Annotated in this window: 20 protein-coding genes and 1 tRNA gene; 4 read left to right on the forward strand and 17 right to left on the reverse strand. The window is 62.1% G+C overall.

From position 1 onward, the window contains the following. Nucleotides 1–24: 24 nt before the first annotated feature. The 4 genes from ABIE40_RS02175 to osmF are packed head-to-tail and all read right to left on the reverse strand — an operon-like array spanning nt 25 to nt 3,845. Nucleotides 25–774 (reverse strand): ABC transporter permease, encoded by a 750-nt coding sequence (locus ABIE40_RS02175; protein WP_199626097.1) that lies wholly within the window; start codon nt 772–774, stop codon nt 25–27. Continuing rightward, nucleotides 771–1,715 carry an ABC transporter ATP-binding protein gene (locus ABIE40_RS02180; RefSeq protein ID WP_130279151.1) on the reverse strand — a complete coding sequence of 315 codons (945 nt, stop codon included), beginning with the start codon at nt 1,713–1,715 and terminating at the stop codon, nt 771–773. Before ABIE40_RS02180 ends, ABIE40_RS02175 begins: the two co-directional genes overlap by 4 nt. Then, entirely contained in the window at nt 1,712–2,878 is a 1,167-nt protein-coding gene (locus ABIE40_RS02185) for an ABC transporter permease (protein ID WP_199626098.1), read from the reverse strand. The genes ABIE40_RS02180 and ABIE40_RS02185 overlap by 4 nt, the downstream gene beginning before the upstream one ends. Nucleotides 2,879–2,936: 58 nt before the next feature. After that, nucleotides 2,937–3,845 carry a glycine betaine ABC transporter substrate-binding protein OsmF gene (gene osmF, locus ABIE40_RS02190; RefSeq protein WP_199626099.1) on the reverse strand — a complete coding sequence of 303 codons (909 nt, stop codon included), beginning with the start codon at nt 3,843–3,845 and terminating at the stop codon, nt 2,937–2,939. A 420-nt stretch (nt 3,846–4,265) separates the two neighbouring features. On the opposite strand from osmF, the gene ABIE40_RS02195 reads away from it, so the two are divergent. Then, nucleotides 4,266–5,477, forward strand: coding sequence for a LysR family transcriptional regulator (locus ABIE40_RS02195; RefSeq protein ID WP_199626100.1), 1,212 nt, complete (start codon nt 4,266–4,268; stop codon nt 5,475–5,477). 34 nt (nt 5,478–5,511) lie between these two features. After that, nucleotides 5,512–6,234, forward strand: a complete 723-nt coding sequence (locus ABIE40_RS02200) for a copper homeostasis protein CutC (RefSeq protein WP_199626101.1) — start codon at nt 5,512–5,514, stop codon at nt 6,232–6,234. A gap of 6 nt (nt 6,235–6,240) precedes the next feature. On the opposite strand, the gene ABIE40_RS02205 is transcribed toward ABIE40_RS02200, so the two are convergent. The 7 genes from ABIE40_RS02205 to ABIE40_RS02235 all read right to left on the reverse strand — a co-directional run bounded on the left by ABIE40_RS02205 (nt 6,241) and on the right by ABIE40_RS02235 (nt 14,207). Beyond that, complete coding sequence (locus tag ABIE40_RS02205) at nt 6,241–7,260, reverse strand: zinc-binding alcohol dehydrogenase family protein (RefSeq protein ID WP_199626102.1); 1,020 nt, start codon at nt 7,258–7,260, stop codon at nt 6,241–6,243. A gap of 60 nt (nt 7,261–7,320) precedes the next feature. Further along, a complete protein-coding gene (locus tag ABIE40_RS02210) occupies nt 7,321–8,295 on the reverse strand; it encodes an ABC transporter permease (RefSeq protein ID WP_112713573.1) in 975 nt (324 codons plus the stop codon). A gap of 28 nt (nt 8,296–8,323) precedes the next feature. Next, the gene (locus ABIE40_RS02215) at nt 8,324–9,877 is read right to left on the reverse strand and encodes a sugar ABC transporter ATP-binding protein (RefSeq protein WP_199626103.1); all 1,554 of its coding nucleotides are present in this window, start codon (nt 9,875–9,877) and stop codon (nt 8,324–8,326) included. Nucleotides 9,878–9,998: 121 nt separating this feature from the next. Further along, entirely contained in the window at nt 9,999–10,985 is a 987-nt protein-coding gene (locus tag ABIE40_RS02220) for an ABC transporter substrate-binding protein (protein WP_199626104.1), read from the reverse strand. 210 nt (nt 10,986–11,195) lie between these two features. Beyond that, nucleotides 11,196–11,642, reverse strand: a complete 447-nt coding sequence (locus ABIE40_RS02225; RefSeq protein ID WP_130279144.1) for an RbsD/FucU family protein — start codon at nt 11,640–11,642, stop codon at nt 11,196–11,198. A 9-nt stretch (nt 11,643–11,651) separates the two neighbouring features. After that, nucleotides 11,652–12,671 (reverse strand): aldo/keto reductase, encoded by a 1,020-nt coding sequence (locus tag ABIE40_RS02230; RefSeq protein WP_199626105.1) that lies wholly within the window; start codon nt 12,669–12,671, stop codon nt 11,652–11,654. 33 nt (nt 12,672–12,704) lie between these two features. Then, nucleotides 12,705–14,207, reverse strand: a complete 1,503-nt coding sequence (locus tag ABIE40_RS02235; RefSeq protein ID WP_199626106.1) for a UxaA family hydrolase — start codon at nt 14,205–14,207, stop codon at nt 12,705–12,707. Between the two features lie 228 nt (nt 14,208–14,435). Between ABIE40_RS02235 and ABIE40_RS02240 the strand changes: the two genes are divergently transcribed. Further along, nucleotides 14,436–15,332, forward strand: a complete 897-nt coding sequence (locus ABIE40_RS02240) for a GntR family transcriptional regulator (RefSeq protein ID WP_199626107.1) — start codon at nt 14,436–14,438, stop codon at nt 15,330–15,332. A gap of 3 nt (nt 15,333–15,335) precedes the next feature. Here ABIE40_RS02240 and ABIE40_RS02245 read toward each other — a convergent pair whose 3' ends face one another. From ABIE40_RS02245 to ABIE40_RS02260, 4 genes are all read right to left on the reverse strand, one after another. Then, the gene (locus tag ABIE40_RS02245) at nt 15,336–16,826 is read right to left on the reverse strand and encodes an MDR family MFS transporter (protein ID WP_199626108.1); all 1,491 of its coding nucleotides are present in this window, start codon (nt 16,824–16,826) and stop codon (nt 15,336–15,338) included. Nucleotides 16,827–17,021: 195 nt separating this feature from the next. Continuing rightward, nucleotides 17,022–17,867, reverse strand: a complete 846-nt coding sequence (locus ABIE40_RS02250; RefSeq protein ID WP_199626109.1) for a hypothetical protein — start codon at nt 17,865–17,867, stop codon at nt 17,022–17,024. A gap of 169 nt (nt 17,868–18,036) precedes the next feature. Continuing rightward, nucleotides 18,037–18,112: transfer RNA gene (locus tag ABIE40_RS02255), tRNA-Thr, on the reverse strand. Between the two features lie 120 nt (nt 18,113–18,232). Further along, a complete protein-coding gene (locus ABIE40_RS02260; RefSeq protein ID WP_199626110.1) occupies nt 18,233–19,192 on the reverse strand; it encodes an NAD(P)H-dependent flavin oxidoreductase in 960 nt (319 codons plus the stop codon). A 254-nt stretch (nt 19,193–19,446) separates the two neighbouring features. Between ABIE40_RS02260 and ABIE40_RS02265 the strand changes: the two genes are divergently transcribed. Continuing rightward, the gene (locus tag ABIE40_RS02265; RefSeq protein WP_112713552.1) at nt 19,447–20,655 is read left to right on the forward strand and encodes a RodZ family helix-turn-helix domain-containing protein; all 1,209 of its coding nucleotides are present in this window, start codon (nt 19,447–19,449) and stop codon (nt 20,653–20,655) included. Nucleotides 20,656–20,664: 9 nt separating this feature from the next. Here ABIE40_RS02265 and ABIE40_RS02270 read toward each other — a convergent pair whose 3' ends face one another. Together ABIE40_RS02270 and ppk2 are read right to left on the reverse strand one after the other, a co-directional pair. After that, on the reverse strand, nt 20,665–21,087 hold the full coding sequence (locus ABIE40_RS02270) for a hypothetical protein (RefSeq protein ID WP_199626111.1): 423 nt from the start codon (nt 21,085–21,087) through the stop codon (nt 20,665–20,667). Between the two features lie 8 nt (nt 21,088–21,095). Then, the gene (gene ppk2 / locus ABIE40_RS02275; RefSeq protein WP_199626112.1) at nt 21,096–21,977 is read right to left on the reverse strand and encodes a polyphosphate kinase 2; all 882 of its coding nucleotides are present in this window, start codon (nt 21,975–21,977) and stop codon (nt 21,096–21,098) included. Nucleotides 21,978–22,189 lie beyond the last annotated feature (212 nt).

Genomic DNA, 22,189 nt, shown 5'->3' on the forward strand with positions numbered 1-22,189 from the left:
ACGGCAGCCTTGGTAGCTGCCGGATCAGGCGGGGCGCAAGCCAATTCTACGGGTAATCGCGCTTTCGACGACACCCATCGCGTCATAGATCAGCACCGCCATCAGGCCGACGATCAGACCGCCCTGCAGGATGAAGGCGGTATTGTCGGAAATCAGTCCGGCAATGATCACTTCGCCAAGCCCCTTGGCGGCAACCGTCGAGCCGATCGTTGCCGTGCCGATATTGATGACGGTCGCCACCTTCAGACCTTCGAGGATCAGCGGCAGCGCGAGCGGAAGCTCCACCTTGAAGAGCCGCTGCGTCGGGTTCATCCCCATTCCGTCGGCCGCATCGAGCACGGCGGGGTTGACCTGCCGGATGCCGGAAACGGTGTTTTCGAAGATCGGCAGCAGGCTATAGAGAAACAGCGCGATCAGCGTCGGCCCGGCGCCGAAACCGGTCGCGGGAACGGCTAGCGCCAGCACGGCGACCGGCGGAAAGGTCTGACCGGCATTGGCGATGGCGCGCGACAGCGGCAGGAAGTCGGCGCCGCTTTTGCGGGTGACGAAGACACCGGCGAGGATCGCCAGGATCGCGGTGCAGATGATCGAGCCGATGACGAGTTCGAGATGCGCCAGCGCCAGCGAGGGCAGGCTGTTCTGCGTGTAGACGGGTGGGGCGTTGTTGCTGGTCAGCGGCACGAGCATGAAGGAGAGCCACTCCGTCCTGAAGAGCAGGATCAGGAGCAGCACGAAAGCCGCCACACGGAAGATATTGGCGACGACAAACTTCATGCCTTGCGGCCCAGTTCGAGAAGCTTTGCCATCGAGATCGAGCCGACAGGCGCCTTCGCGCCATCGGTTACCGCCGCTTCATCGGCACCCTGCCAGATCATCTCGGCCAGCGCATCGCGCAGGCTGAGCGATTGCGGCAGCGTGAAGCCGAGGCCGCTCTTTGCCGGCGCCATGCTTTCCTTCAGCGGCGAAAGCGACATCAGCTTCAGCGCCCGGTCAGACGTACCAGTCAGCTGCTGCACGAAGGGATCGGCAGGTTCGGTGAGGATCTTCTCCGGCGTCGAGCATTGCAGCAGCTTGCCGCCACTCATCACCGCGATCTGGTTGCCGAGATGGAAGGCCTCGTCCATGTCGTGGGTGACGAGAATGACGGTCGTGCCGAACTGCTTCTGGATCGCCAGCAGATCGTCCTGCGCCTTGCCGCGAATGACGGGGTCCAGCGCGCCGAAAGGCTCGTCCATGAGCAGCACTTCCGGCTCTGCCGCAAGCGCGCGTGCGACGCCGACACGCTGCTGTTGGCCGCCGGAGAGCTGATGCGGGTATTTCTCGGCGAAGGTCGCCGGGTCGAGATTGAAGAGGCCGAGCAACTCATCGACGCGCTTGGCGATCCGCGCGCCATCCCAGCCAAGAAGCTGCGGCACGGTCGCGATATTCTGCGCAACGGTGCGATGCGGGAAAAGGCCGTGGCCCTGGATCGCATAGCCGATCTTGCGGCGAAGCTCGGTCACCGGCGCGTCCATGACATTCTGGCCGGCAACGAAAATCTCACCTTCGGTGATCGGCACCAGCCGGTTGATCATCCGCATCAGCGTCGATTTGCCGGAACCGGACGTGCCCACGATGACGGTCACCGATCCCTTTTCGACGCTCATCGAGACATTGTCGACAACGGTGGCGGCGCCGTAGCGCTTGGTGACGTTCCTGATCTCGATCATGGTCATGCGGCGGATCCCCGTATGCTGTCGATGACCGCATCGAGGATGACGGCCGATGAGAAGGCGAAGAAGACTGTCGGTACGGCGCCGAGCATCACCAGGTCCATCGCTGTCTGGCCGATGCCCTGGAAGATGAAGATGCCGAAGCCGCCGCCGCCGATGAGTGCGGCAATGGTCACGAGGCCGATGGCCTGAACCAGCACGATGCGGATACCGGTGACGATGACGGGCAGGGCCAGGGGCAGGTCGATCCCGGTCAGGATCTGGCGGCGCGTCAGCCCCATGCCGGCTGCCGCATCGCGCACCGAGGGATCGACGCCTTCGAGGCCGACGACGGTATTGGCGACGATCGGCAGCAGCGAATAGAGCACGAGCGCAATCAGCGCCGGCGCCGTGCCGATGCCGCGAATGCCGAGCTCGGCGGCCAGCGGCACATGCGTGGCGATATAGCCGAGCGGCAGCATCAGGATGCCGAAGAGCGCAAGGCTCGGGATCGTCTGGATGAGGCTGAGACCCTGAAGCACGGCGGCGCGCAGCTTGGGCACCCAGAAGCAGAAGATGCCGAGAGGCAGGCCGATGACGATGGCGATCGCCAGCGAGCCGAAAGCCAGGAGAAGATGCGACTTGGCTTCCGTCCAGAACTGCGCCGAACGCGTGGCGAATTCCTTCATGATCGACAGGCTGTCGAGCAGCCCGGATGTCAGGCACACGGCCAGCAGCGCGCTGTAGGCAATGAGAGCGCCAACCCGCATCCAGGGCGTCAGCCGGATCTTGACCAGCGCATCGGAGATGATCAGGCCGACGACGCCGAGCAGGATCCAGAAGCTGCCGCCGGGCGTCATGCGCGCGGCATTGCTGTTCGGCGGCGTAAAGGCAGTGGCGGCAAAGCCGATCGCGGCGATCAGCGCCGCAAGCGCCAGCGTGCCGATCGCAAGCCGCAGCACGGCATTCTGCAGGAAGAGTGCTGCAAAGGCGGTGGCGATGAGCAGGAGAGTGAGAATGATGGCGGCGGGCTGGTCGAGAAGCTGCGTGAGAAGCATCGGCTTGCCTGAGGCAATGCGGTTTGCCTTCACATAGATGAAGGGCAGAAGTGCAGTGGCAAGAACGCCAGCAATCACCAGAACCACGCCGAGCCGGTCCAGTTTGCGGACCGCTAAGGTTTCTTCCATCGATCCATCCCTATCAGGAAAGAAGGATGCTCCGCCCCGGAGGGCGGAGCACTGCGAATTACTTCAGGAAACCTTTTTCCTTCAGGTAGCCTTCGGCAACGGACTTTGCCGGTTCGCCATCGACCTGGATCTTGGCGTTGAGCTTCCGGAGCTCGTCAGCCGTCAGGCTCTTGAAGATCGGGGCGAGCACTTCCTCGATCTTAGGATTGGCCTTCAGCACCTCTTCGCGGATGATCGGGGTCGGCGCATAGACCTGCTGCACGCTCTTGTCGTCTTCGAGAACGACGAGTTCGGCCGCTTCGATGGCGCCGTCCGTGCCGTAGACCATGGCGGTGTTGACGCCGTTGGTCTGGTCGGCTGCCGCCTTGATCGTCGCTGCAGTGTCGCCGCCGGAGAGAACGACTTCCTGGTCGGCCGTCAGCTTGAAGCCGTAGGTCGTCTGGAAGGCGGGCAGCGCGCCGGCGGAGTTGACGAACTCGGCGGAAGCGGCAAGCTTGGCAGCGCCACCACCGGCAACCCACTTGCCGAAATCGGACATGGTCTTGAGATTGTTCGGACCGGCGACATCGCTGCGCACAGCGAGCGCCCAGGTGTTGTTGGCGGGCGAGGGCGTCAGCCAGACGATCTTGTTGGCGTCATAGTCCAGCTTCTTGGCCATCTGGTAGCCCTGGTCGATATTCTTCCAGGCGGCGTCATCGGCCTTGTTGAAGAAGAAGCCGGCATTGCCCGTGTACTCAGGATAGATGTCGATTTCGCCGGCGGTGATCGCCTTGCGAACGACAGGCGTTGCGCCGAGCGCGATGCGGTCCTGCGTCTTGATGCCGTTGGCTTCGAGGGCGAGCGCGATGACGTTGCCGAGCAGCGTGCCTTCGGTATCGATCTTCGACGAAACGACGACGTCGGCAGCATGGGCCGCACCCGCCGCGAAGGCGGAAATAGAAACGGCAAGCGCGAGTTTCTTCAGCATGGAGTGTCCCCTTGGTTAACACCGTTTACGAACGCGGAGACCCTGGCGGAAAGCTCCACGTGTGAAATCCCCCGGCCCAGACGGACAACCCGCCGGAATGCCGGACCTACGAGCATCATGGAAATAGTGTGCGCTCTCGAAAAATCGATGCAACCCCTCTCCAGTATTTGCGATCGCGGCGCGATTATCGCCGTGAAAGCAACGCCATGCGCGCAATTGCATTTCGTTCTGCAACGCCGCAGCGATTTGTTTTTGTCCCCTTGCGTGTTTCCACGATCATCGGGTGCTCAATCGCTCCATCAGCCACCGGCCCCGCTTTTCTTGTCCGGTGACGATAGCCTGCGGATTCCGAAAAGGGATATCTTTTTTCGTGAACACACAATAGTGTCCGCTTTTCAGTCACTTCCGGAGGTCGGCGCTTTGCATCTTGGCGCTCTTTTTATCGCCAGCCACGTCCTCTCGTCGGGGTCGGTCAGGGAGACGGCGCGGCGCTTCTCGCTTGCTGCGTCGACGGTCTCCGCGGCCGTCTCGAACCTCGAAAGCGAGCTGGCGCTGAAGCTGACGGAGCGCAGTGCCGGAGAGTTGGTGACGCTGATCGCAAGCAGCCAGGTGCGCCAGGGATTGACGCCGATACTGGAGGCGATCGCGCAGCTCGCCGAGCTATCCGGAGAGGCGCCGGAAGAGTTCGAAGGCTGGGCCGCGCGCATCCCGGTGAAGATCGCCACGATGGAGCGCTTCCTTGAAGTCGCCGATCAGGGCAGCATCAATCGCGCCGCCCGCCGCCTTGGTCTCGGTCAGCCGCAGCTTTCGCTGCAGATTGCCAATCTGGAGAAGTTCACAGGCCAGAAGCTTTTCGAGCGGCAGGCCCAGGGCTCGGCATTGACGGAGGATGGCAGGCGCGCCTACGCGATCTTCTCGGCGATCAGCCAGGCCTGGAACGATCTGAAATCGGCGGCCGACGAACGCTATCAGCGCACGGCACGCTCGTTGCGCATCGGCTCGATCATCCCGACGGGTGCGGAAAGCTGGGTGGCCCGCTGCCTTGGCGCGCTCGTCGCCGACTGGAATAGCGGCCGCAACAAGAATGCCATCTCGCTGATTTCGATGACCGCCGACGATTTGCGTGAAGCGCTGAAATCCGGCCGCATCGACGTCGCCATCCTCGATTCCGTCTTCGGCCTCGAAAGCTTCCAGAACCGCGAACTGCTGCGCACCGATCTCGTCGCGATCGCCCCGCCCGGCAGCACGGAGACGGATGTCGCAGCGCTGGTCGCCGCCCACCCGATCTGCACGCCGAGCGAGCGCACCGGCTTGGGTGACGCTGCAACGGAACTAAGCCGCGCCGGCATGGTAAGCCGCCGCTTCCGCAATCAGGATATCCGGGCGGCGGACTCCCTGCCCGTGATCGTCGATCTCGTCGCCAATCACGGCTATGTTTCGTTCCTCGGTCGCGTCAGCGCGCTGCCGATCGCTGATCGCGTCCGGATCGTAGATCTCGCCGAGCCGATCCCGATTTCCTATCATGTTGCTTTCAATCACCGGAAAGCCTCGGCCGATGCCTGCACGATGATCATCGAGGCCGTCCGCAAAATCGTCGGCCAGCCCATCGCAAAATCGCCGGCCATGGCGTAGAGCGTTCGGCGCGCCAATACGAGGGAGATGAGAGATGCCGGTTTTGCTTGAAGTATGCGTCGACAGTGCCAAGGGCCTTGCCGCCGCAATCGAAGGCGGCGCCAACCGCATCGAGCTCTGCTCTGCTCTCGAAGTCGGCGGCCTGACCCCGGTCGCAGGCATGATGAAGGCCGCAGCGGCGGCACCGATCCCCGTCTATGCGATGATCCGCCCGCACGCGGGCCCGTTCATCTTCGATGCGGCTGACGAGATGGCGATGATGGCGGATATCGATGCCGTCAGGGCTTTCGGCCTCGCCGGCGTCGTCATCGGCGCCAACCGGCCCGATGGCACGCTCGACATGCCGCTCATCCATCGCCTCAAGGCGCATGCCGCGGGCCTCGGCTCGACGCTGCATCGCGCCTTCGATCTGGTCCCGGATGCCGACGCGGCGCTGGAGCAGGCGGTCGAACTCGGCTGCGAGCGCATTCTCACCTCGGGCTGCCTGCCGAAGGCGATGGACGGTCTGGAAACCCTGAAGCGTCTCTCCGCCAAGGCTGCCGGCCGCATCTCGATCATGCCGGGAAGCGGCGTTCGTCCGTCAAACGCGGCCGAAATCCTGCGTGCCACCGGTGCCCGGGAAATCCATGGCTCCTGCAGCTCGCCGGTAGCGAGCATGGACCCGCGCGCCGTTGCTTTCGGCTTCGAAGCGCCGAGTTCCAATCAGACGGATACTGCAGTTGTCAGGCAGATGCGCCAGGTCATCGACGCGATCTGAACGGGATCAGCCTGCGACCTTGATGACGGCCTTGATCAAGCCGCTCTTCTCATGCGCCCAGCGGGCAAGGTCCCGCGGCGCATCGGCAAGCGTCGTGCGGTGTGTGATCAGCTTCTCGACCGGAACGAGACCCTTGGCGATCGAATCCGCCACATGCTCGAAATCGACGCGCGTCGCATTGCGGCTGCCGATCACCATCATTTCCCGCTTGTGGAATTCCGGATCGGAGAAGCGGATGTCGTCCTTGACGACGCTGACGAGTACCAGCGCGCCGCCATGGGCGACGAAGCCGAAGGCCTTCTCCATCGACGGCCCGTAGCCCGTGGCATCGAAGACCACGTCGAATCCATCGCCATCCGTCGCGGCCTTGACCGCATCCGCAACCGCTTCATTCGCAACGACGCCCGACTGGAAGCCGAAACGCTCGGCCGCCATCTGCAGCCGTTCGGCGCTGGTGTCGAGCAGCGTCACCTCATGACCTGCAATTCGCGAGAAGATTGCGGCACCGAGCCCGATCGGTCCGGCACCGATGACCAGGGAGCGAGAGCCAGCAGGCGCCATTGACCGGCGCACGGCATGGGCGCCGATCGCCAGGAATTCGACGGTCGCGGCGGCCTCGAGACTTAGCCCCTTGGCGGCGTAGAGATTGCCGGCCGGAACGGTGATCTCCTCGCAGAAAGCGCCGTCTGTGTGGACGCCGAGAACCTTGATGTTGGTGCAGCAGTTCGGCTTGTCCTTGCGGCAGGCAACACAGCTTCCGCAGGAGAGATAGGGATTGACGATGACAGGCGTGCCCACCGCCATCGCCACGCCGTCGCCGGCCTCGAGGACGGTCGCAGAGATCTCGTGACCCATGACGCGCGGATATTCGAGGAAGGGATGCTTGCCTTCGAAGATGTGGTAGTCCGTGCCGCAGATGCCGACATGGCTGACCGCCAGTCGCACCGAGCCGGGAGCGGGCGTGCCAGGGGAAGGGCGCTCGACGGTTTCGAGCACGCCGGGCTTTTGGCAAAGCACTGCTTTCATCTTGGTTCTCGCATTCTGAAATGAAGAAGCCGGCCTCGCGACCGGCTTCATGTCGTTGTCTTAGACGCTCCGGCGGCGGCGCAGCTGGTCGAAATAGACGATCACGATGATCAGCAGACCGGTGATGATGCGCTGCCAGAAGGAGTTGACGTTGAGCAGGTTGGCGCCGTTGTTGATGGTCGCCAGAATGAAGGCGCCGATCAGCGGGCCGTGAACCGAGCCGACAGCACCAAAGAGCGACGTGCCGCCGATAACCGACGAGGCGATCGCCTGCAACTCCCAGCCATCAGCCTGTGTCGCGTTACCAATGGCGATACGCGAGGCGAGCAGCACGCCGACGAAGGCGGCGAAGGTGGCCGAGAGGATGTAGGCGAGGAAGATCATCCGGTTGACGTTGACGCCGGAGAGGCGAGCGGCTTCCGCATTCGAGCCGACGGCGAAGAGATAGCGTCCCCAGCGGCTGAGATGCAGGAACACGAAGCTCGGCACCGCCACCAGGATGACCATCCAGAACAGACTCGGGATGCCCAGGAAATCGGCGCGGGCGAAGTTCGAGAAGTCTTCGTTGACGATGTTGATCGACGAGCCGTTGGTGATCAGCAACCCGACGCCGCGCAGCGATGTCAGCGTCGCCAGCGTGATGATAAAGGGCGGCAGGCCCATCTTGACGATGCCGAAGCCGTGGAACGTGCCGATCAGCACGCCGAACAGCAGCGTGATCAGGATCGCTGCCCACACCGGCACCCCTGCCTGTAGCAGCCAGGCGATTATGACACCGGCAAAGCCGACGATTGCGCCGACCGACAGGTCGATACCCGCGGTAATGATGACAAAGGTCTGCCCCAGCGCCAGAATTGCTGTCATCGAGCCCTGCCGCAGCAGGTTGCTGATGTTCAGCGGCGTCCAGAAGCTGGCGGTGAAAATTCCGAGCATTAGCCAGAGGAAGAGCAGCAGGCCGATCAGCGTCAGGCCGAAGAGGATGTTGACCTTGCGGCGTGGCGGCGGCGGTGCAATTTCGGTGGGGGTTGCAGTCACTGTTCTCTCTCCCTCTTATTCTTCTTGCTCAGACGCCGATCGCTTCGCCAAGCACTTCTTCGTGCGACGCCGCGTGGAGATCATGGCTGGCGACAAGCTTGCCGGCGCGGAACACGTGCAGCCGGTCAGCGAGCTCGTAAACCTCAGGCAGGTAGGAGGAGATCAGGATGATGCCCGCGCCTTCCTTCAGAAGTTTGGAAAACAGCCGGTAGATTTCCGCCTTGGTACCCACATCGACACCGACGGTCGGCTCGTCGAAGATGAACAGCCGCGCGCCATGGCTCAGCCACTTGCCGATGACGATCTTCTGCTGGTTGCCGCCGGACATGCTGGAGGCATTGACGCGGCGGCTCGGCGTCTTGATGCTGAGATCGCGGATCTGCTTTTCGGCGTTGGCCGTTTCGACACTGTGGTTGATCACGGGGCCGCTGCTCAGCCGCTTGAAGACCGGCAGATTGATGTTGAGACCGATCGGCAGGTTGAGGCAGAGACCCTGGTCACGGCGGCTTTCTGGCGCCAGGGCGATGCCGAGGTCCATGGCGGCGCGCTCGTTCTTGATGTCGACCTTCTTGCCCATCCAGTGGATTTCACCTGCAGTCGTCTTCTCCCGGCCGTAGAGCCCGAGCGCGAATTCGCTGCGTCCGGCGCCGATCAGGCCATAGAGGCCGACGATCTGCCCTGCCTTGACGCTCAGCGACACGTCCTCGAAACCCGGTCCCGAGAGACCGCGCACTTCGACGATCGTCTCGCCGATCGGCACTTGCTCCTTGTGATAGATCTGCTCGATCGAGCGGTTGATCATCAGGGCGATCAGTTCGTTCTCGTTGGTCTCGCCGATCAGCCGGGTGCCGACATGCGTTCCGTCGCGCAGCACCGAAACCCGGTCGGCGAGCTCGAACACTTCTTCCATGCGATGGCTGATATAGACGATCGTCACGCCTTCGGCCTGCAGACGGCGGATCAGCTTGAAGAGCTGTGCCGATTCCTGGCGCGTCAGATAGGCGGTCGGTTCGTCGAAGATCAGGAACTGCGTGCCGCGCATTGCCGCACGCGCTGTCGCGACCAGCTGCTGCTGGCCGATTGTCAGATCGCTGAGCAGCGCACCAGCAGGCAGGCCAAAGCCAAGGTCGTCGAGCACGGTCTGCGCCATGTTGACCATCTGCCGTTTGCGCATCAGGCCGAACTTGTTGACCTCGTCGCCGAGAAAGAGGTTGGCCGCAACAGTCAGGTGCGGGCAGAGCACCACTTCCTGGTGAACGGCGTTGATGCCGCGGGCGATCGCCTCATTCGGCGATGACAGGCCGACCGGATGGCCGCACCAGAGAATTTCACCGGCGGTTCTGGTGATGACGCCGGTCAGAAGCTTGATGAGTGTGGATTTTCCGGCGCCGTTTTCGCCGACGATCGCATGAATTTCACCGGCCAGAAACGTCACTGTCGCTGGTTTCAGCGCCTGGACGTAGCCGTAATTCTTCTGCAATCCCTTGAGTTCCAGAATGGGCGAACCTGCCGGAATACGGCTTGCCTCTTTCAGCGTGGCACTGTCATCGTGGCGATGACTGACCTCTTCCAGTCCGTCCATGGACCTCTCCTCCCATATGCGAATTCCGGTCCTCCACCGTCGCCCGCTCTCCATGTGCGGACGATAACACAGGTGAAGAAAAGGCCGCGCGGAATTTCTTGCGCGCGGCCTCGACTGAAGATTACTTGATCTTCGGGTTCAGAAGAGCGTCGATCTTCGGTTCAGCCATGTTGGCCTTGGTCACCAGATTGGCGCCGGTATCGACGTTCTGCTCGACCTTCTCGCCCTTGGAGACGGCCAGCGCGGTCTTGATGCCGTCGTAACCCATGCGATAGGGGTCCTGCACCACGAGACCGGCAAGTGCGCCATCCTTCAGGAAGCCGACCGTCTTGTCGTCGCTGTCGAAGCCGATGACCTTGACCTTGTCGCCGAGCTTGTTTTCAGCAATCGCCTGGCCAACGCCCTGTGCCATGATCAGGTTGGACGCGAAGACGCCAACGATGTTCGGGTTGGCAGTGATGAGGTCGGTCATCATGTTGAGGCCGGTGGTTGCCTGGCCGTCAGCATACTTGTCGGCGATGACCTTGAGGCCCGGATACTTGGTCTTGACCTGATCGAGGAAGCCTTCGCGGCGCTGTTCCAGCGAGCCGGCGCCGGCAATGCTGGTGATGATGGCGATTTCGCCTTCTTCCTTGCCGGTGGCGCCCTTGATGGCAGCGGCCAGACCGTCGGCAGCGATGCGGCCGCCCTGGACGTTGTCGGTGGTCAGGAACGACTTGAAGGCCTTAGAGTCGGCGCCGGAGTCGATGCCGATGATCGGAACGGACTTTGCAGCTTCGTCGATCGGCTTGCCGAGCGCCTTGAATTCGGTCGGCGAGATGACGACGGCGGCCGGCTTGCCGGCAACGGCGTTTTCGAGAATGCTGATCTGGCCGTTGACGTCGGATTCAGACTGTGCGCCGAGTTCCGGTACCTTGACGCCGAGATCGGTGCCGGCCTTGCGGGCGCCGGCCAGAACGATCTGCCAGTAGAAGGACGTGGTGTCCTTGACGATGATCGGGATCGTCACGTCGGCAGCGAAGGACGCGGCCGGCATTGTGGTGGCGATAAAGGCTGCGCCTGCGAGAGCGCTAAATGCCCGGCGCGACAGGATGGACTTCATGCTCATTGTGGGTTCTCCTCCCAAGTTGCGTTCTCCTCCAGGAAACCAGACCGCTGAACGCAGGCGGACGATTTTTATCGATAAAAAACATTTGCTCGATGAAGCTAGCTGAGGCCTTTTGAAATTGCAAGTGGGGCAATTTCGCCTTTTTTGCTCTCTTCAATCCTCCGTAAGCTTATGTTTTTCCATCAATTTAAAGATGCTCTAAAATTACAATCAGCCGCGATAGACCTCTTCAGGAAGAACGACGCCTTTCTTCAAGATCAGATTGCCGTAGAGGCGGAATTCGGTTGTCGCGACGATATAGGCCGCCTTGCGCGAACGCTCGTAGAAGGCGAAGCGCTCCAGCGTGGCGATGCGGAAGTCGCCGGCCTTGCGGTCGACGATCGCCTGGAACTCCTTGCAGACCTCCGGCACGGCGGCGGCATCACCGACCACTTCCATGCGCCATGCGCTTTCCGGCACGAAGGTATCGAGAGGGAAATGCGTCAGGATCGCCTCGGCCATATCGGTCGCCGAAACGCCATCGGCGCGGATCATCTCCGGCCCCATGCTGGCCGACGGAAAGTTGGCGTCGGCGATGACGATCTCGTCGCCATGCCCCATCCTGGCGATCGCCAGAAGCAGATCGGGGCTGAGGACGGGATGGATACCCTTGAGCATGCTTCACTCCTATACGCGGACGGCGTCGCTGCCCAAGGGCTTGGCGACCAGCGTCTGACTTTCGAATTCTGGGTAAATGCTGTCCGGCAGCCGCGGCTCGAAGAGCTGCATGTTGCGGTCGACGCTCGATGCCTTGGCGGTGCCGATCAGCACCGACGAGACGATCGGGTCGCGCAGCGGAAACTGCAGGGCAGGCGCAGCAAGCGGAACGCCGTGGCGCTTGGCGATCTCTTCCATGGCCGTGACCTTGGCGGCGACGTCAGGCGTCGGCGCCATATAGTCGAAATGCGCGCCGGGGACGGGGCCGGTTGCCAGGATACCTGAGTTGAAGACGCCGCCGACCACGAGGCTGGTACCCTTTTCGCGGCAAAGCGGGATCAGCTCGGCGACCGCTGAGCGGTCGAGCAGCGTGTAGCGCCCGGCCATCAGGATGACGTCGATATCGGCGTTGCGCATCACGTCGAGGCAGACGGGCACCTCGTTGACGCCGAGGCCGAATGCCTTGATTGCGCCACTGGATTTCAGCTGCTCCAGCGCCTTGATGCCGCTGTCGAGGAATTGCTTCATGTAGACGGCATTCTTGGCCGCGCCATGCGTATAGCCGCCGATATCGTGGACATAGAGAATGTCGATGCGGTTGAGACCAAGCCGCGCATAGCTGAACTCGACCGAGCGCATGATGCCGTCATAGGAATAGTCATAATCGGCATCGAAGGAGAGCGGGTCGACATAGCTGTAGTCAGGAACGGTGCCCGTCGGCACCGGACGCAGAAGACGCCCGACCTTGCTCGACAGCACGTAGTCATTCTCCGGCTTTGCCCGCAGGAAATCGCCGACATAGCGCTCGCCGAGGCCGAGGCCGTACCAGGGAGCAACGTCGAAATAGCGGATATCAGCCGCCCAGGCAGCTTCCAGCGTTTCCATGGCCTGGTCGCGCGGGCAGGCGCGGTAAAGGCCGCCGAGAGCTGCGGCGCCGAAACTGATTTCGGTCACCTGCAGATCCGTCTTGCCGATCCTCCTCGTCTTCATCATTCCTCCTCTGAAGACTTGTGCAGCTTTATATTAGAGCGTCGCTCCGAGATGCCACGGCACGAATTCGTTATCGCCATAGCCGAACTCTTCGCTCTTGGTCTTCTTGCCCGATGCGGTGTCGATGATCAGTTCGAAGATCTCGCGGCCCTTGCCGGAGATCGTCGCGTCACCCGATGCGATCGTGCCGCAGTCGATATCCATGTCCTCTTCCATCGCCGCATAGAGCGCCGAGTTGCTGGACAGCTTCAGCGACGGGGCCGGACGACAGCCGAAGCAGCTGCCACGGCCGGTGGTGAAGGCGATCATGTTAGCGCCGCCGGCCACCTGGCCGGTTGCCGAAACCGGGTCGTAGCCGGGCGTGTCCATGAAGACCAGGCCGGATGCGGTGACCCGCTCGGCATATCCATAGACGGCCGTCAGCGGCGAGCGACCGCCCTTGGCGACAGCGCCGAGCGACTTTTCGAGAATAGTCGTCAGGCCGCCGCGCTTGTTGCCGGGCGAAGGATTGTTGTCGAGCGATGCGCCATGCAGGCCGACATATTTCTCCCACCAGACGATCTTTTCGTCGAGCTTTCTGGCGACGTCATCGCTGACGGCGCGGCTGCGCAGCAGGTGTTCGGCGCCATAGATTTCCGAAGTCTCGGAAAGAATGGACGTGCCGCCCGCCGCCGCCAGCAGATCGGCAGCAACGCCGAGCGCCGGATTGGCGGTGATGCCCGAAAAGCCATCCGAGCCGCCGCACTGCAGGCCGATGATGATGTCGCTGATCGGCAGCGCCACGCGACGCTCCTTGCCGACATCGGCAGCGATCTCGCGCAGCATGCCCATGGCGCGTTCGACGGCGCGGCGCGAGCCGCCCGCATCCTGAATGTTGAAATGGCGCTTGGTGTCACCCGCACCGCTCTGGCCGTAGAGCGTCAGCTGGTTGACCTCGCAGCCGAGGCCGATCATCAGCACGCCGCCGAAGTTGACGTGGCGCGTATAGCCGGCAAGCGTCCGGTGCAGAACGGCCATGCCGTCGCCGCTGGAGCTCATGCCGCAGCCCTGATCGTGAACGATCGGCACGAAGCCATCGATGCCTTCGTAATGCGGCAGGATCGTGCGGTTGGCCTCGTCCGCGATCGCCCGGCAGACGGTGGTGGAACAGTTCACGCTGGCGATGATGCCGATATAGTTGCGGGTCGCGGAGCGGCCGTCGGCGCGCTTGTAGCCCATGAAGGTGCGCGCCTTGTCTTCGGCGGTCGCCGCTTCCGGTGCGGAATTGGCGGTCGCCGCCAGGCGGTCGTTCTCGAAATGCAGATTGTGGCTGTGAACGTGATCGCCGGCCTTCACGTCGGCGGTCGTGCGGCCGATCGCCTGCCCGTACTTGACCACGGCGCTGCCGGACGGGATATCGGCGATGGCGACCTTGTGGCCGGGATCGATCTTCTGGCGCGCGGCAACGCCGGCGACGATGGCTCCGGGCTCGATCGCCGCCGTTGCGACGGCAACGTTATCTCCGGCCGAAAGGATGAGCCAAGGCAGTTTATCCAATTTACTTCTCCCTGAGGAAACGCTCGCTGCATCGGCGAAATGCGCATTGATTTTGTTTTTTATCTACAATAAACATTTTCAAGTCAACGGGAATATTGTTCCTGTGGACGAGGGAGGCAAACAGCCGCAAGCGATCCAGAATAATATAAGGATTGCAATAGATAAGCTCCCGGCGCACCGGCCGCACCATCGCGTGCGCCGATAGCGGACGGGCAGGAGCGGGGTCGCATGGCAAGACAGAATACAGTCTTCAAGGAAGCATACAATCGCTATGCCGCCGCATTGCGTCCGGAGGCCGCACTTCCGTCGGAGCCTGAAATCGCGGCCCAGCTCGGCATCAGCCGCAGCACCGCTCGCGCCATCCTCACGAGGCTGAGCGACGAGGGCATCATCCGCTGGAACAAGCGCCAGAAAGTGGTGCTCCGCGCCCCGACCGCCAAGGATCTCTTCCCATCCGAGGAAACGGATTCGCTGCACGACATCATCGAGCGCAGCTTCATGCAGCGCATTCTCTCGGATGATGCGGCGCCGGGCATGCAGATCAACGAGCTCGAGCTTGCCCGCGAGATCGGCACCGGTACGACCAGCGTCCGCGAATTCCTGATCCGCTTCTCCCGCTTCGGCTTGATCGAGAAGCGCCCGAACAGTCACTGGATCCTGAAGGGCTTCACCCGCGAATTCGCTCTGGAGCTCGCCGACGTGCGCGAGATGTTCGAGCTGCATTCCGCCGCCGATTTCGGCAGGCTGCCGAAGGATCACGCGGCCTGGACCGATCTTGCGGCGATCAAGCAGGATCACCTCGACGTGCTCTCCGACATGGACCAGCGCTACAAGGAGTTTTCTGCACTCGACGAGCGCTTCCATCTCCTCATTCACCGCGCCTCGAAAAACCGCTTCATTGCCGATTTCTACGACGCGATCGCCATCATCTTCCACTATCACTACCAATGGAACAAGGCAGCCGCCCGCCAGCGCAACGAGCGCGCCATTCACGAGCATCTCGATTATATCGCCGCCCTTGAATCAGGCGATCAGGCCCAGATCGATTTCTCGGCGCGTCTGCATCTGCGCTCGGCGCGCCAGACCCTGCTGCAATCGCTGCCGCAGAATCCGGCCGAAGCCTGACTGTTAATGTGAGGCGGCCTCGCTGGCGGGAACGCTGGTGGTCTTGCGGCCATGGTGGCCGACCGGGATCAGCCAGGTCGAAACCAGCGTCATGACGGCGACGACAACGATGCCCCAGAAGCTCCAGTGCAGCGATGCATCGAAGATGCCGCGGACGACAGGATCCCCTGCGAGCTCCGTCAGCCCCGTCGGCTGGTTGAGAACGTTGTGCAGGTTATCGGCGGTGTCACCGCTCGCATAGTGATTGATACCGGCATTCAGGATCGCGCCGAGAACCGTGGCGCCGAGCGTATTGCCGAGGCTGCGGGCAAAGATGATCGACGCTGTGGCGCTGCCGCGCATCGACCATTCGACGCTGTCCTGCACCAGCGCGATGCTGGTGAGATTGATGAGCCCCATGCCGAAGCCCATGAAGAAGGAACCGGCGCCGGCGACGATGGGCGAACTGTCCGGTGTCAGAAACAGGAGGAAGAGCGCGCCGAACGGGAAGAGCAGGCTGCCGAAGCGCAGCGTGTTGCGGATGCCGAAAGCCTTGAACAGCTTGCTCGACATCATCACCGACAGCGGCCAGCCGACGACGAGCATCGTCAGCGTGAACCCGGCAACGATCGGCGAACGGCCGAGTACGCCCTGGATATAGACCGGCAGAATGGTGGAGAGGCCGATCAGCGCCATGCCGGCGAGCAGCATGCAGATATTGCTGGTCGCCACGAGGCGGCGGCTCCAGAGCGCGATCGAAATGATCGGTTCCGGCGCGCGCTTCTCCTGCCAGAAGAACAGGGCGCCCGAGATCACGAAGACAGCGGCGAGCGACAGCAGGATCCAGGCTTCGGCATCCGTCTCGGTGAGGATGACCAGCAGCGCGATGATGGCGATCGAGAAGAGGATGGAACCGAGATAATCGATGCTCGCCTGCTTGTGCGCCACGGTTTCCTTGAGGAACAGCGAGAAGGCGATGATCGAGAAGATGCCGATCGGTAGGTTGATCCAGAAGATCCAGGCCCAGGAGATATTGTCGACGATGATGCCGCCGGCGAGCGGTCCGACGACGGCCGATGTCGCCCAGACGGTCGCCATGATGCCCTGAACGCGGCCGCGTTCCTCCAGCCTGAAGAGGTCGCCGATGATCGTCATCGTCACCGGCTGAATGGCGCCGGCGCCGAGCCCTTGCAGCAGGCGGAACAGGATGAGCGAGGTCATCGACCAGGCGAGGCCGCACAGCAGCGAGCCGATCAGGAAGACGACGATGCCTGCGATCAGCACCGGCTTGCGGCCGAAGATATCGGAGAGCTTGCCGTAGATGACAGTCGTCGTCGACTGCGCCAGCAGGAAGGCGGAAAACACCCAGCTGTAATAGGTAAAGCCGCCGAGCTGTCCGACGATGCGCGGCATGGCGGTCGCGACGATCGTGGCTTCGATCGCCACCATGAAGGTGGCAAACATGATGGTCGCGACAACGAGAACGCGGTTCGAGCGCTGGGCCGTATCAGACATGACTTACCTTTCAGGATGCTTCGCGGCAGGCCGTCAGAGGGCGGCTCGGCAGAAGGGGGCAGTGCCGGCGCGAAGTGCTGCTTTGGTTTTTAGGCCCTAGCTGCTGCTGCTGTAAAGGTAATTATCCGTACAGTTACAAAAGGCCCGGCCGCCGTAGCGTGGTTCTCGCTGCGGCGGCCGGGAAGGGTTTTAAGCTTAGAACGACGAGCCGCGCCAGATCGGGCCGTTGCCCTCTTCGTCCTTCAGGCTGCTCGAGCCGAAGTGATAGCGCATGCCGACGAGGAAGTTGTTGGCGATGTCGCTGTCGCTGCCAAAGCCGTCGACAGAGAGCTTGGCATGCTCGAAGCGATAACCGGCATAGAAGGAAACCGGCGTGCCATCCGGCCGGTAATTGCCGATCGCCGAGATCTTCCAGACATCGGCCGTCTCGACATCGTCCTGATAGCGGTCGAATGCAACTTCGGCATCGGCACGGATATTGTCGGTGAAGAAGTAACGCATGCCGGCGCGGCCGGCATAGTGATCGTAGTCGAACCCGCCGATATCGGTCGTGCCAAGGCCGGCCTGGCCATAGATGGTCATGTCGGTGCCGAGCCATGCGGCCTCCAGGCCGCCGAGATAGTCGCGGGCTGTCGTATCAGGCAGGAAACGCGATTCAAACCGTCCCGTCTGGCCGAAGACGCCGACCGCATAGTTGCTGTCCGGCCGGTAATAGACATGCAGCGTGCCGCCGATATTGTCGTTCCAGCCGAATTCCTGGAGATAGGAATGCGCATAATCGGCATCCGCCTGCAGGTTGAGTCCGGTGTCGGAGCTCGCATTCATCGATCCGCGCAACCGCCACGAGTGGCTATCGAGATCCGTATCCCGCGAAGATCCAGCCTCGAAACCGCCCTCCACATAGCCGGTAAAGCGGCTCGCCGTCGCCGGCGTCGTTGCCGGTTCATCCAGCAAAAACTTCGGCACCATCACGTCGTTGGGTGCCAGATCAGCAGCCAAAGCGCCCTGCGCCGCAAGCAACGAGATGCCCGGACCCAACATCCAAGCCGCCAAAACCTTCATCGAAGCAGTCCCCCAGTAATCAAAACTGGCAAGACCGTATCAACCAAGGGTTAACCATGTATTTCAATCATTGCGTAATCAAACAAAAACTGAACAAAGCCATAGGCTGTAGTTTTTGCGAAGGGCAAGAGTGCGTCGGGAGAGAGAATGGTGCCGCTTACGTGACTCGAACACGTGACCCCATCATTACGAATGATGTGCTCTACCGACTGAGCTAAAGCGGCGATCCAGGCGGGCGAAGCGTTCGGCCCGCGATTTGCATGGCGCTGATACAGGCATTGTTTGAAGATTTCAAGCGCCGTCTGATCGCTTTGGTAAAAAAGAACGGCGCTGTGGAAATCCGTTCAAAGCGAGAGGCGGGTGCGGGCGGCGTGGTATTCGCTCTCGAGGCGGCCGACCAGCTTGGCGACCGGTTCGACGGCCTTGATGGCGCCGATGCCCTGGCCGCTGCCCCAGATATCCTTCCAGGCCTTGGCGCCGCCGACGGCCTGTTCGAAATCCATCTTCGAGGGATCGGCAACCGGCAGATTGTCGGGATCGAGGCCGACGGCCTTTACCGAAGGCTTCAGGTAATTTCCGTGCACGCCGGTGAAATAGTTGGAATAGACGATATCGTTGGCGGCGCCCTCTACGATGGCGTTCTTGTAAGCGTCGCTGGCGCGAGCTTCTTCGGTGGCGATGAAGGGGGTGCCGATATAGGCCATGTCGGCGCCCATCGCCTGCGCCGCCAGGATCGCACCGCCGTTGGCGATCGCGCCGGCCAGCAGCAGGGGCCCGTCGAACCATTCACGGATTTCCTGGACAAGCGCGAAAGGTGAAAGCGTGCCCGCATGGCCGCCGGCACCGGCAGCGACCGCGATCAGCCCATCGGCGCCTTTGCGGATCGCCGAATTGGCGTGCCGATTGTTGATGACGTCGTGCAGCACGATGCCGCCATAGGAATGCACCGCGGCATTCACCTCCGGCACCGCGCCGAGCGAGGAGATGACGACCGGCACCTTGTATTTCACGCAGAGCCTGAGATCGTGCTCAAGGCGCTTGTTCGACATATGGACGATCTGGTTGACGGCGAAGGGGGCTGCCGGTCTGTCGGGATTGGCGGCATTATGGGCGGCGAGATCCTCGGTGATCATTGCCAGCCACTCGTCAAGCTGGCTTTCGGGGCGGGCGTTGAGTGCCGGAAAGGCGCCGATCACTCCTGCCTTACACTGCGCCAGCGTCAGCGCCGGATGCGAGATGATGAACAGCGGCGAGGCCACGACCGGCAGGCGCAGGTTCTTCGTCAGGATTTCGGGCATGGCCATGAGATCACCATCAATTGACGTTTACGGAAGCGTCAATCTGATAACAGAATTCCATCGCGCCGAAAAGGCCACCCAACTGGGCAGGCTACCGATTTCGCGATTTTCGGATATTCTGAAAGGCGGCGTTTTCCCCTGCCGATCGGCCGGGCGGCGCGCCGGAGGCTTGCGGTTTGGCGCTGTTGCCGCTACCGGATTTTGTTAGGCATTTGTAAACATTTGAGCGGAATGCCGGTTTCAAGAGTGAAGGATCGCACGTGAGCGGATTAGAAACGGCCATCAGAACTGCGCTTGGCAATTCCGATCGCGACAATCCCGAGATCCGCGCCAGAATCTATCAGTCTGCCCGCCAGGCGCTGGAAGCGGGGCTGCGCAAGCAGGACATTACCGACCGCGAGGCGATCGCCCATCACCGCCACCGTCTGGAAACCACGATCCACATGATCGAGGCCGAGGAGCGCGAGCGCATGCATCCGCGCCAGGGGCCGCCGGAAGTGCCGGTTCCGCCGGTTGTCGATGTCCCCGAGCCCGTTCATCACCAGGTTGAGCCGGAAGCCCCGGCGCCGGAACTCGCTGGCGAGACCCGCTATGCCGAAGAGCCGCGCCGTGCCTATGACGAGGCCAGCCTCGATGGCGTGCATGCCGGCGAGGCCGATCATCTGGGTGCAGCGCCCGCTGCCGAAGAGAGCTTCGCCGCCGAGCGCCGGGCGCCGTCTGCCGCCGCCAATATGGATTTCCGCCCGGAAGGAGCGGCCAAGCGCCGCAAGCCGCGCAAGATCTTCTCCCGCCTGCTCGTCTGGTGCGTGCTGATCGCCTTCGTCGGCACCGGCGCCTGGTGGGCGCACAAGTCCGGGCTGCTGCTCACGGCGCAGGAGCGCGACACCAGCGTCGCCAATCCGCCGGCGAGCACCCAGCCGGAAGATTTCGACGGCAGCGACAGCCAGACCGCCGACAACAACAATAATGCCGGTACGCATACCGATCAGCCGGTGACGATCGACCCGCAGAACAGCTTCTCGGCTGCCTGGATCGAAGTCTTCAAGGCCTCGGATGCCGGCAAGATCGAGAACGGCGCCCAGGCGCGCACCGAAAACATCACCGAAAACGACGAGGCGGCCGTCCGCCTGATCTCGCAGAGCAACGGCGCCGATGGCAATATCGCCATTCCCGTCGCCGCCGATGTGCTGCAGCAGCTGGCGGGCAAGTCCTCGACCATCGCCATTACCCTGCAGTCGACGAGCGATGAGCCGACGCAGATCACCGTCGAGTGCAATTTCCAGACGCTCGGCAATTGCGCCCGCCATCGTTTCAGTGTCACGCGCGAAAAGTCGGATGTGCTGGTTCAGGTCAATTTCGACCGGTCTCTGGCGCCGAGCTCGGCTGGAAAACTGTTGATCAACAGCGATGTCGACGGCAAGGCTCGCGGCATCAACCTCTACGCCGTCCGCATCCTGCCGGGCCAATAAGCCGCCGCGTCAGGTGCCGGGTGCCTGGCTGAGCAGGATCGAGAGATCCTGCGGCGTATCCTCGACGATGCCGTCGAAGCCGCAGCTTTCGCGCACGATCAATGCCGGAGCGCCATTGGTCAGTTTCAGGCCGACGATGACGTTGTTGTAGCCATCCCAGATCTGCGGCGCCGGTTTGTAGCGCCGTTCCCAGCGCGCTTCGATGACGGGTGCGGCAAGCGGCTTGCCTGATAGCACCTGCTCGATCTCCAGGCGGAACAGCGCATCCTTCTGCTCGGGACGCGCCTGATAGCCGATGACCTTGGCGCGAACGATCGCATCCGAGCGGTAGAGCACGCTGTAATCGACATCCTGCAGCAGCACGCAGGCCTGCGCCTCAGCCGCCAGCCCCATCATCACGAGTAGTCCGCCGATTACAGCCGCAGGCCGCATCTTCACTCCTATTTCAGAAAGCCCGGACCCCAGCCGATGATCTTCTCATCCAGCTCGCCGATCGCCTTCTCGTCCTTGCCGTCATAATCCATCGTCTTCAGCATGTGACGGATGAGATTGAGACGGGCGCGCCGCTTGTCGTTGGCGCGGATGACGGTCCAGGGCGCTGCGTCCGCATGCGTTGCCTTCAGCATCCGGTCGCGCTTGTCGCTGTAGTCGCCCCATTTCGTCAGTGCCGCGATATCCATGGAAGATAGCTTCCAAACCTTGAGCGGATCGTGCCGCCGGTCATGGAAGCGCTTCAGCTGCATTTCGCGGCCGATATCGAGATAGAACTTGAAGAGATAGATGCCCTCATGGGCGATGACCTTTTCGAGCAGCGGCGCCTGCTCGAGAAAATCCTCGTATTGCTTCGGTGTGCAGAAGCCCATGACCGGCTCGACGCCGGCGCGGTTATACCAGGAACGGTCGAAGAGCACGAATTCGCCGGCCGTTGGAAACTGGGCGATATAGCGCTGGAAATACCACTGCCCGAGCTCGCGGTCGTTCGGCTTGGCGAGTGCCACGACACGCGCAAGGCGGGGGTTCATCTTGCCGGAGGAGGCCGAGATCGCGCCGCCCTTGCCGGCCGCATCGCGTCCCTCGAACACCGCCATGACGCGCTTGCCGGTCGCCTGCAGCCAGAACTGCACCTTGACGAGCTCCACCTGAAGCTTCTCGAGATCTTCGAGATATTCTTCTTCCTTCAGCTTCTTCTTGTAGGGAAAGTCGCCGGATTCGAGTGCCTTTTCGTCGATCCAGGCAGGCAGCACCGGATCGTCCACATCGAAGACGCGCTTCTTGCCTCTGATATCCAGTTCGACTGCGCGGCTCTCGACATCTTCGGCCATCATTTCCTCCCGGCGCTTCGGCTTCTGAGCAGGCGATCATATTTCGCGTTAAAAATCAAATTGCTCGCCGCGGCATGAAAATAGTTGTGTGTTTCCACTGCGGCTTTTTCGCTTGGTGGAAGCAGTCGAAAACTTCTGTCATGAATCACGGCTATCAGGCAAAGTTTGAAGCAATGATTGCGACTGAAAGCCGGGCGAGGGGCAAGTGGAAG

Source organism: Rhizobium sp. OAE497 (assembly GCF_040546565.1).
Lineage (GTDB): Bacteria > Pseudomonadota > Alphaproteobacteria > Rhizobiales > Rhizobiaceae > Rhizobium.